8 protein-coding genes are annotated in these 10,101 nt (G+C 71.7%); 5 read left to right on the top strand and 3 right to left on the bottom strand.

The features are described 5' to 3' along the window. Positions 1 to 87 precede the first annotated feature (87 nt). The gene (locus tag G6045_RS36040) at positions 88 to 1,062 is read right to left on the bottom strand and encodes a helix-turn-helix transcriptional regulator (RefSeq protein WP_165336435.1); all 975 of its coding nucleotides are present in this window, start codon (positions 1,060 to 1,062) and stop codon (positions 88 to 90) included. Between the two features lie 63 nt (positions 1,063 to 1,125). Here G6045_RS36040 and G6045_RS36045 point away from each other — a divergent pair, with 63 nt between their 5' ends. The 5 genes from G6045_RS36045 (at position 1,126) to G6045_RS36065 (ending at position 7,763) form a co-directional block, all read left to right on the top strand. Continuing rightward, positions 1,126 to 2,697 (top strand): MFS transporter, encoded by a 1,572-nt coding sequence (locus G6045_RS36045; RefSeq protein WP_165336436.1) that lies wholly within the window; start codon positions 1,126 to 1,128, stop codon positions 2,695 to 2,697. 534 nt (positions 2,698 to 3,231) lie between these two features. Continuing rightward, positions 3,232 to 3,993: a DeoR/GlpR family DNA-binding transcription regulator gene (locus G6045_RS36050; protein ID WP_165336437.1), complete on the top strand. Its 762-nt coding sequence runs from the start codon at positions 3,232 to 3,234 to the stop codon at positions 3,991 to 3,993. Between the two features lie 148 nt (positions 3,994 to 4,141). Next, a complete protein-coding gene (pfkB, locus tag G6045_RS36055; protein WP_165336442.1) occupies positions 4,142 to 5,089 on the top strand; it encodes a 1-phosphofructokinase in 948 nt (315 codons plus the stop codon). 131 nt (positions 5,090 to 5,220) lie between these two features. Next, a complete protein-coding gene (locus tag G6045_RS36060; protein ID WP_165336438.1) occupies positions 5,221 to 7,257 on the top strand; it encodes a PTS fructose transporter subunit IIABC in 2,037 nt (678 codons plus the stop codon). 233 nt (positions 7,258 to 7,490) lie between these two features. Then, positions 7,491 to 7,763, top strand: a complete 273-nt coding sequence (locus G6045_RS36065; protein WP_165336439.1) for a hypothetical protein — start codon at positions 7,491 to 7,493, stop codon at positions 7,761 to 7,763. Positions 7,764 to 7,821: 58 nt separating this feature from the next. On the opposite strand, the gene G6045_RS36070 is transcribed toward G6045_RS36065, so the two are convergent. Next, the gene (locus G6045_RS36070) at positions 7,822 to 8,577 is read right to left on the bottom strand and encodes a DUF6227 family protein (protein WP_165336440.1); all 756 of its coding nucleotides are present in this window, start codon (positions 8,575 to 8,577) and stop codon (positions 7,822 to 7,824) included. A gap of 304 nt (positions 8,578 to 8,881) precedes the next feature. Next, the gene (locus G6045_RS36075) at positions 8,882 to 9,997 is read right to left on the bottom strand and encodes a P1 family peptidase (RefSeq protein WP_165336441.1); all 1,116 of its coding nucleotides are present in this window, start codon (positions 9,995 to 9,997) and stop codon (positions 8,882 to 8,884) included. Positions 9,998 to 10,101 lie beyond the last annotated feature (104 nt).

Consider the following 10,101-nt stretch of genomic DNA (forward strand, 5'->3'; position numbering starts at 1 on the left):
CACCCGGACAACAACGAGCCCCCGGCGCCCCACCCCCCCCTGGCGCCGGGGGCTCGTTGTTGTCCGGGTGCGGGGCTTCCCGGAGCGCTACCGCGGAGCCGCCCGCGTCAGGCGCCGGCCCAGCTTGCCCACCTGCTCGGCGAGTTCGGCCGGCCCCTGCACCGTGAAGTCCACCCCCGCCATCGCCAGGCGCATCGCCGCCCACTCCAGGGAGTCCTGGACCGTCGAGTGCAGCCGGCAGCTGTCCGCGCCCGTCGCCTCCGGGGTGCCGAAGGACGGCGGCAGCCGGCGGGTCACCTCGGCGGCCGACGCGTCGAAGGTCACGTCCAGCTCGAACGAGGGCGCCGCCCGCCACACCGTCGCCCGCATGAACTCCGCCGCGTCCCCGGTCGGCACCTCGCGCGGCGCGAACCGCGCACCCGTCGCGAACGGGTCGCCGACCCGGTCGACCCGGAACGTACGCCAGTCGTCCCGGTCCAGGTCGTACGCGACGAGGTACCAGCGCCGGCCCGCCGAGATCAGCCGGTACGGCTCCGTCAGGCGCCGGGTCCGTGCGCCGTCCGCGGCCTCGTACGAGAAGCGCAGCCGCTCGTGTCCCGAGGTCGCCGAGGCCAGCACCGTGAGGGTCTCGGGCGCGATGGTCGCGCCGTCGCCGCCCCCGCCGTACACGAGGGAACTCGTCGCCGTGCCAAGGGTGTTGACGCGGTGGCGCAGCCGCGAGGGCAGCACCTGTTCGAGTTTGGCGAGAGCGCGTACGGAGGCCTCCTCGATGCCCTCGACCGCATGGCCCGCGCCCGCGCGCAGACCGACCGCGATCGCCACCGCCTCCTCGTCGTCGAGCACGAGGGGCGGCAGCGCCTTGCCCGCGACCAGTCGGTAGCCGCCGTCCGCGCCCATGGTCGCCTGTACCGGATAGCCGAGGTCGCGCAGCCGGTCCACATCACGGCGGACGGTCCGCCGGGAGACCTGGAGGCGATCGGCGAGCTCACTGCCTGGCCACTCGCGTGGCGTCTGCAGAAGCGACAGAAGCTGCAGCAGTCGTGCCGGAGTATCGGTCGTCATGTTTTTGAGGATGCCCCTCAATTAGGTCGTGAACTGTCCTACATGCCATCTAACGTACTCCTTATGAAGACGACAAACAGCAGCGCGCAGGGCATAGCCCAGGGGCCGGGGCAGGGCGAAGCCCAGGCCGACCGGCGGCGGTGGATCGCGCTGGCGATCGTGATGACCGCCTCGTTCATGGACCTCGTCGACGTGACGATCGTGAACGTCGCGATCCCGACCATCACGCGCGACGAGGGCGCAACGGCCAGCCAGATCCAGTGGATCACCGCGGGTTACGCACTGGCCTTCGCGGCCGGACTGATCACGGGCGGCCGGCTCGGTGACATCTACGGCCGCAAGCGGCTCTTCCTGATCGGTATCGCCGGCTTCACCCTCGCCTCCGCGCTGTGCGGCTTCGCCGCCAACCCGGACATGCTGGTCGCCTCCCGCATTCTGCAGGGAGCGACGGCCGCGCTGATGGTGCCGCAGGTCCTCTCGATCGTGCACGCCACGTTCCCGGCGCACGAGCGCGGCAAGGTGTTCGGCCTGTTCGGCGCGATCGTGGGCCTCGGCGCGGTGACCGGTCCGCTGCTCGGAGCCCTGCTCACGCAGTGGAACCTGTTCGGTCTCGAGTGGCGTCCGATCTTCCTGATCAACCTGCCGGTCGGCATCGCGGCCCTGATCCTCGGCCGCAAGTACATCAGCGAGTCCAAGGCGCCCAAGGCGCTCAAGCTGGACCTCGTCGGCGTCGTCCTCGTCGTGATCCCGCTGCTCATGCTGCTCTACCCGCTCACCCGCGGCCACGAGCTGGACTGGCCGCTGTGGGGTCACCTCATGATGGCGGGCGCGCTTCCGGTCTTCGCGATCCTCGTGGCGTACGAGCGCTACAAGGCCCGCAAGGACGGTTCGCCGCTGATCGAGCTGCCGCTGTTCAAGGTGAAGAGCTTCGCGGCGGGCATCGCGGTGCAGCTGACCTTCGGGCTCGTGATGGGCATCTTCTTCCTGGTGTGGACCCTCTACATGCAGACGGGCCTCGGCTGGAGCGTCCTGAAGGCGGGGCTGACCGGTATCCCGTTCTCGATCGCCGTCTCCTTCGCGGCCGGTATCTCGGTGCAGAAGCTGGTCCCGCTCTTCGGCCGCAAGGTCCTTCAGGCGGGCGCGCTGACCATGGCCGCCGGCGTCCTGATCTACATCTGGGAGGCCGACCGCTACGGCATGGCCATCACCCAGTGGCAGATGGCGTTCCCGCTGATCGTGATGGGTGTCGGCATGGGCCTGATCGTGGCGCCGCTGACCGACGCGGTCCTGTCCGAGGTGCCGCGTGAGCACGCGGGTTCGGCCTCGGGTCTGATCAACACCACGATGCAGATGGGCAACGCGCTCGGACTCGGTCTGGTCTCGGTGGTCTTCTTCGGGCAGCTGTCCGACCACGTCGTGCCGGAGCAGATGGCCGCGGAGATCGTGGACGCGTTCCAGTACGCGCTCAAGTACGTCGCCGGGGTGCTCGTCGCGATCTTCCTGGTGATGTTCGCGCTGCCGAAGCGCCCGAAGCAGCACCTGGAGGGCGGGGCGGACGAGGCTTCCGACCCGTCCGCGCCGGCGGACTCGGCCGCGGCACCGGACGACGACGAGCAGCCGGTGCTCGTCCACTGACCTCTGGTCTCAGCGGCTTTCGGCGCCCTCGCACCTTCACGGTGCGGGGGCGCTGACGCGTGCCGGTCGTGACGTGGGCCCCCACCGGCCCGCAGGCGCGTGACGTCTGGGCGGATCCCCCACCGGCCGGCAGCCGCGCGACGGCGGAAGGGGACGGGGAAGGGAGCGCCGGTTGTGACGTTGGCCCCACCGGCCGGCAGCCGCGGAACCGGCGGAAGGGGACGGGGAGGGGTGCCAGTTACACGGGCGCCCCCGACGTCGACGGCGCCCCTTCACGGGAACGGTGCCATTGCCCGTGTAACTGGCACCCCGGACCGGCACCGACCCCACAACGCAACCGCACGCGCAGAACACACGGACGCCTGCCGCCTGCCGCCTGCCCGCCCGGGCCCTTGGGCCCGCCTCGCGAACCACCCACCGGGACCAAAGCCCGTTTCTGCCCGAACCATGCCCGAGTTTGTTTACTTCAGCGATACGCAGCCGTAAGCTGACGGAGAACCCACACAGCCGGGCACGAAGCGGAGCTGAACCCACATGTACGCACCGGAGCGCCAGCAGGAAATCCTGCGCCTCGCCCGCGAGAGCGGACGCGTCGATGTGCTGTCGCTCGCCGAGGAGTTCCAGGTCACCGCCGAGACCGTACGCCGCGACCTCAAGGCCCTCGACCGCGCGGGCCTCGTCCGCCGGGTGCACGGTGGCGCGATACCGGCCGGGCGGCTCGACTTCGAGCCGGACCTCGCCGAGCGCGAGTCCACCGCCGCCGACGAGAAGGACCGCATCGCCCGGGCCGCCCTCGCCGAACTCCCCACCGACGGCAGCGTGATCCTCGACGCAGGATCCACCGTCGCCCGCGTCGCCGCCGACCTGCCGCTCGAATCCGCGCTCACGGTCGTCACCCACTCGCTGCCCACCGCGGCCCGCCTCGCCGACCACCCCGGCATCCAGCTGCACCTGATCGGCGGCCGGGTGCGGCACCGCACCCGCGCGGCCGTCGACGCCTGGGCGCTGCGCGCCTATGGCGAGGTCCGCGCCGACGTCCTCTTCCTCGCCGCCAACGGCTACTCCGCCGAACACGGTCTGACCACCCCCGACCTCGCCGAAGCCGCCGTCAAGCGCGCCGCGATCGCCGCGGCCCGCCGTGTCGTCCTGCTCGCGGACTCCGCCAAATGCGGCGAGGAGCACTTCGCACGCTTCGGCGACCTGGCCGAGGTCGATCTACTGATCACCGACAACGGCCTGTCCGACGCCGATGCCTCGGCCGTCGAGAAGGCCGGCGTCGAGGTCCGGCGCGTCTGAACTCCCGTACGAGAAACGCGACATGAACCCCCGTACGAGCCGCCAGATGAGCCACCGGACGAGACCCACCGCATGAGCCACCGGACGAGACCCGCCGGATGAACTCCCGGACGAGACCCACCACATGAACCACCTGGAAGCGGTACGCATGATCCTCACCGTCACCCCGAACCCCTCCCTCGACCGCACCTACGAGGTGCCCGCCCTCGAGCGCGGCGAGGTCAACCGGGCCGATGGCGACCGGATGGACCCGGGCGGCAAGGGAGTCAACGTCTCGCGCGCGGTCGCCGCGGCCGGACAGCGCACCGTCGCCGTACTGCCGCTCGGCGGGGCGCCCGGCGCCCTGGTCGCCCAGCTCCTCGGCGAGCAGGGCATCGAGGTGGCGCCGGTCGAGGTCGAGGGCGCGACCCGCTCCAACATCGCGATCGCCGAGCCCGACGGCACCCTCACGAAGATCAATGCGGCCGGGCCCGAACTGACCTCCACGGAGGCCGAGTCGCTGCTCGCCACGGTGCGTTCGGCATCGCTCGGGGCGTCCTGGATCGCGTGCTGCGGCAGCCTGCCGCGCGGCCTCGCACCGTCCTGGTACGCCGATCTGGTGGCCCGCGCCCACGCGGCCGGCGCCCGGATCGCCCTCGACACCTCCGGTCCCGCGCTCACCGCCGCGCTGCGTGAGCGTCCCGACGTCGTCAAGCCGAACGCCGAAGAACTCTCCGAAGCGGTGGGCCGCCCGCTGGGCACCGTCGGCGACGCGGTGAAGGCCGCCGAGGAGCTCCGTACGCTCGGCGCCCGCGCGGTGCTCGCCTCGCTCGGCGCCGACGGGCAGCTGCTCGTCGACGACAGCGGCGCGTACTTCGCGAGCGCCCCGGTCGAGACCGTCCGCAGCAATGTCGGCGCGGGCGACGCCTCGCTCGCCGGCTTCCTCATCGCGGGCGGTTCAGGGCCCGAGGCCCTCGCCTCCGCGGTCGCGCACGGCGCGGCCGCCGTACAGCTGCCGGGCAGCGTGATGCCCACGCCCGGCGACCTCGACCTGTCCGCGGTCCTCGTCACGGCCGACGTACCCCTGGACCGCGTCCTCACCGAGCCGGCGTCATGACCGGCGCCCCGCCCCTCACCGAGTCGGCGTCATGACCCGCACCCCGTTCCCCACCGAGTCGGCGTCATGACCCGCGCCCCGTTCCCCACCTGTCCCCGAATACCCCCCGTTTGCGAGCAAAGGAGCCCGCGATGAGCGAGATGATCACCGCGGAACTGGTCGACCTCGACCTGTCCGCCGAGACCAAGGAGGCGGCGGCGCGTCTGCTCGCCGAGCGGATGGTGGCCCTCGGCCGCGTCACCGATCTCGAGGGCTTCCTCGCCGATGTCGCCGCCCGCGAGGCGCAGATGCCGACCGGTCTCGACGGCGGGATCGGCATCCCGCACTGCCGCAGCACCCATGTCACCGAGCCCACGCTGGCCTTCGGACGGTCCGCGCAGGGCATCGACTTCGGGGCGCCGGACGGCCCGGCCGACCTGGTCTTCCTGATCGCCGCGCCCGCCGGCGCCGACGAGGACCACCTCACGATCCTGTCCTCCCTCGCACGCCAGCTGATGGACGCCGAGTTCACCTCCGCGCTGCGGGCCGTCGAGGACGCAGGGCGGGCTGCCGCGCTGATACGGGGAGAGGCTTCCGTATCCGCGGAAGAGCCGGCTGCCGGGGAGCCGACTGCCGGAGGACTGGCTGCCGATGAGCCCGCGCCGGTCGGGGACCCCGCTCCCGGGGAGACCGTGCCCGGCGAGACCTTCAAGATCGTCGCCGTCACCTCCTGCCCCACCGGCATCGCCCACACCTACATGGCCGCCGAATCCCTGGAGAACGCCGGGCGCGAGGCGGGCGTCGAGCTGGTCGTGGAGACACAGGGCTCCGCGGGCTTCACCCGGCTCGACCCGGCCGTGATCGCGGCCGCGGACGCGGTGATCTTCGCCCATGACGTCCCCGTACGCGACAAGGACCGCTTCAGCGGCAAGCCCACCGTCGACGTCGGCGTGAAGGCGGGCATCAGCCGTCCCGCCGAGCTGATCGCCGAGGTCCGCGGGAAGGCCGCGCGCGGCGAGATGTCGAGCGGCGCTCCCAGCCCCGTGGAGGCGGCCGGCGACGAGGGCGACGGCTACGGCACCAAGCTGCGCAAGTGGCTGATGTCGGGCGTCAGTTACATGGTCCCGTTCGTCGCGGCCGGCGGTCTGCTGATCGCTCTCGGCTTCGCCATCGGCGGCTACGAGATCAACGAGGCCAAGTCGGTCGTCGACCACTTCATCTGGACCGAGGCCGCCAGCTGGGCCGCGCTGTTCTTCCAGGTCGGCGGGCTCGCCTTCGGCTTCCTCGTCCCGGTGCTCGCCGGTTACATCGCGTACGGGATGGCGGACCGGCCCGGTCTGGTGCCCGGTTTCGTGGGCGGCGCGGTCGCCGTCACCATCAACGCCGGCTTCCTCGGCGGTCTCGTGGCCGGTCTGATCGCGGGCGCCACGGTCATGGCGATCCAGAAGGTCCGTATCCCCGCCGTACTGCGCGGCATCATGCCGGTGGTCGTGATCCCGCTGATCTCCTCGGCGGTGGTCGGCTTCCTGATGTTCCTGGTGGTCGGCGAGCCGATCGCCTCGCTGCAGCGCGCGCTCACCGACTGGCTGCAGTCCCTCGACGGCTCCAATGCCGTGATCCTCGGCGTCATCCTCGGCCTGATGATGTGCTTCGACCTGGGCGGTCCGCTCAACAAGGTCGCGTACGCCTTCGCGGTCGGCGGCCTCGGCGCGAACGCCACGGACGGCAACCTCAAGGTGATGGCCGCGGTCATGGCCGCCGGTATGGTCCCGCCGCTCGCGATGGCCCTGGCCACGACGGTGCGCGGCAAGCTCTTCACGAAGACCGAGCGCGAGAACGGCAAGGCGGCCTGGGTGCTCGGCGCCTCCTTCATCACCGAAGGCGCGATCCCGTTCGCGGCGGCCGACCCGCTGCGCGTCATCCCGGCCTCGATGGCCGGTGGCGCGGTGACCGGCGCCCTGTCGATGGGCTTCGGTGCGACGCTGCAGGCTCCGCACGGCGGCATCTTCGTGGTCCCGCTGATCGGACAGCCGCTGCTCTACCTGGTGGCGGTCATGGCCGGTACCTGTGTCTCGGCCGGTCTGGTCATCCTCCTGAAGGGGATGCGGAAGCCGGCGGCCACGGGGACTGCCGCGCCTGCGCCGGCCGAGGTCGCACCAGTGGCCGTCAAGGAGACGGTCTCGGTCTGAGCCGCTGATCCGGCGGGCGATCGGTTCGCTGATCCGGCGGGTGACTCGGCGGGGTTTGCGAACTCCCGCAAAGGGCCCTGGATTTCCGTACGACGGGATCCGGGGCCCTTTCGTATGCCCCGCCGTATCACTTTGCTCCGGCTTTGCGACTGCTCTGCGAGATACGTCACTTCGGGACCAAAGTCCCTTTCGGGCCCTGCCGTAAGGCCCGTCCGTGTTGTCTACTGGCCCGCATGTTCGATCAGATCTCGATAGTCCAGCAGATCGGCCTGACGGTCCTCCTCGTCGCGACCGTGGCATGGGTCGTCGGCCTCGCCCGCCTCCTGCGCCGCGATCGCTTCGAGATCGCGATCTGGCGCGAGGCCCAGCGCGCCGGTGCGCTGCCCGCCCATCTCGACGGGATTCCGCGGCAGTCGGTCCCGCATCCGATCGAGCGCGTCGATCTGACGGAGGAGGAGCGCGCGGCCTTCGCGGGGCTGGTGCGCGGGCTGAACGAGAAGCGGTAGACGCTTCTCCGGGTCGACACTTCCTGGGCCGGACGGTCCCTGAGCGCGCGCGGGTGCCTCAGAGCGACGCGCCCCGGCCCTCCATGACGCCCCGGGCCTGACCCTCCTCGCCGTACACCTCGCACACATGCCGCCCGTCCGGCGAATCGGTGTGCTCCACCTCCCACAGGCTCAGCTCCTGCCCGTCCGCCAGCAGGAACGCATGCTCGTACAGCGTGAACCCCGAGTCCGTGCGCCCCGGCCGTCCGAATGCCTGGGTGATCTGATGGGCCACCGCCGTACGCAGCAGCCGGGCGATGTCCTCGCCGGGCCGGTCCGCGTTCTCCGCGCGGCGCAGCAGTCGCCTGCCGTGGTCGGCCGAGTCCTCGTGGGCGAAGTGCGCATACGCCCTGCGGGGCGCCGGAGCCACCAGCAGGACCGTCTCGAGCAGCAACGGCTCGGCGCCGCCGTGGCCCGCGTCCTCCCCGCTCATGACGTCGTGGCGCGGTGCGTGGTCGGCCGGGAACGGCAGCCGGCCCGCCGCGGTGTGGACCTCTTCCGCCTCCGTGTACAGCTCGTGCTGCTGCTCGCGGCGCACGGTCGCGTTGTGCACCAACTCCCACAGGACCAGGGCGCTTCCGTCGCCGAGCAGCCAGGTGTGCCGGTAGGTCTCGCGGTACAGGCCGGCGCTGTGCTGCGCCGAGTGCAGTGCGACGTCATGGGCGAGCGCCGTCTCGAGGCGTGCCATCGTCTCGTCGGGCAGCTCGAAGGAGTTGAGGGCGCGTCCGAGGAGCTGGTCGACCTGCTCCTGGGGGGTCTCGTTCGGAACGCTCAAGGTTTCTCCCGGCGTTGCTGCGGTTGCCTGGCCACAGCACTGGCTTGGGGCGCTGACTCATGTCACGGGGCCGTCGGCCGCTTCCTGCCGGGTCGATGCCGGTCCGTCATCGACTGCCAGTCGCTGCTTGTGACCTCGTGGCCGCTCACCGTAGTGCCTCGGTCGGACATCATGTCCGTCGTTCGGGAAAACGTACGAGACTTGTCGCGGGTTCCCAGGTCGCGTGCGCCGTGCGGAAGTTGATGCGCGGCAGCGTGCGGTGGTGCACCTGTCCGTACATCTGCTTGCACCACTACCGGTACAACTACCGGTACAACTCGCCGTACGACGGGAACTCTCCGCCCGGCCCCCGCACCCCTTCCGCCGCTTCGACGGCCTTCACGATCGCCCGGGTCACGGTGTCCGCGCCTGCGGCGAGCAGTTCGTTGACCGTGGTCAGGGCCTCCAACTGCCCGTCCGGGAGCGGCTTCTCGCCGGTCGCGAGGGTGAAGACCGTATCCCCGTCATGCAGCAGATGTACGGGGCGTACGGCGCGGGCGATGCCGTCATGTGCCGTTCCCGCGAGCTTCTGCGCCTGGGCGCGGGTGAGCCGGGCGTCGGTGGCGACGACGGCGAGGGTGGTGTTGAGGGGGGCGCCCGGGCCGATGGCGGCTTGCAGGGCGGTGGTGCGGGCCTTCGCTTCGGCCAGGCGTTGCCGGGCGCGGCGGTGGACGTCGGGGGAGGGGCGGGCGGTGCCCGTGCCCGTGTCCGTCGCCGCGTCGGTGCCGGTGCCGGTGTCCGCGCCCGTGTAGGTGTCGGCGTCCGCGTCGCTCGTGAAGTACCGCCCGTAGAGGATCCCGTTCCGTGGATCCGTCACCGCTCCCACGGCGTTGACCACGACCAGGGCGCCGAGCGTGTGTCCCGAGGCGAGCCGCGTGCTCGCCGTGCCGACGCCGCCCTTGAGTCCGCCGGCCACGGCGCCCGTGCCCGCGCCGACGCATCCCTGCGTGACGTCCTCGGAGGCCGCTTCGGCTGCCTCGCGGCCGAAGGAAGCGTCCGGCCGGGCCCGCCAGTTGCCGCCTCGGCCGAGGTCGTAGACGCAGGCGGCGGGCACCACGGGGACGACCTGGCCCGGGCCGCCCACCGGGAAGCCCCGGCCCTGTTCCTCCAGCCAGGCCATCACGCCGGAGGCGGAGTCCAGGCCGTAGGCACTGCCGCCGGTCAGCACGATCGCGTCGATCCGCTGCACCAGATTCCGCGGATCGAGGGCGTCCGTCTCCCTTGTGCCGGGCCCGCCGCCGCGCACGTCCACGGCGGCCACGGCGCCGCCCTCGGGCGCGAGTACGACCGTCGTCCCGGTCAGCCAGCCGTCCCCGGCTCGTGTCGCATGGCCGACGCGCACGCCGCGCACGTCGCTGATCGCGTCCCTGCTCTTGGTCATGGCCCATACGTACCACGCTGATGTGGCACGCCAGTTGGGCCCGCCCGGGGGTGCTGTCGCGGGGTGGGCCTGCCCGGGGGTGCTGCCATGGGGTGGGCCTGACC

This window comes from Streptomyces mesophilus (genome assembly GCF_011044995.1).
Taxonomy (GTDB): domain Bacteria; phylum Actinomycetota; class Actinomycetes; order Streptomycetales; family Streptomycetaceae; genus Streptomyces; species Streptomyces mesophilus.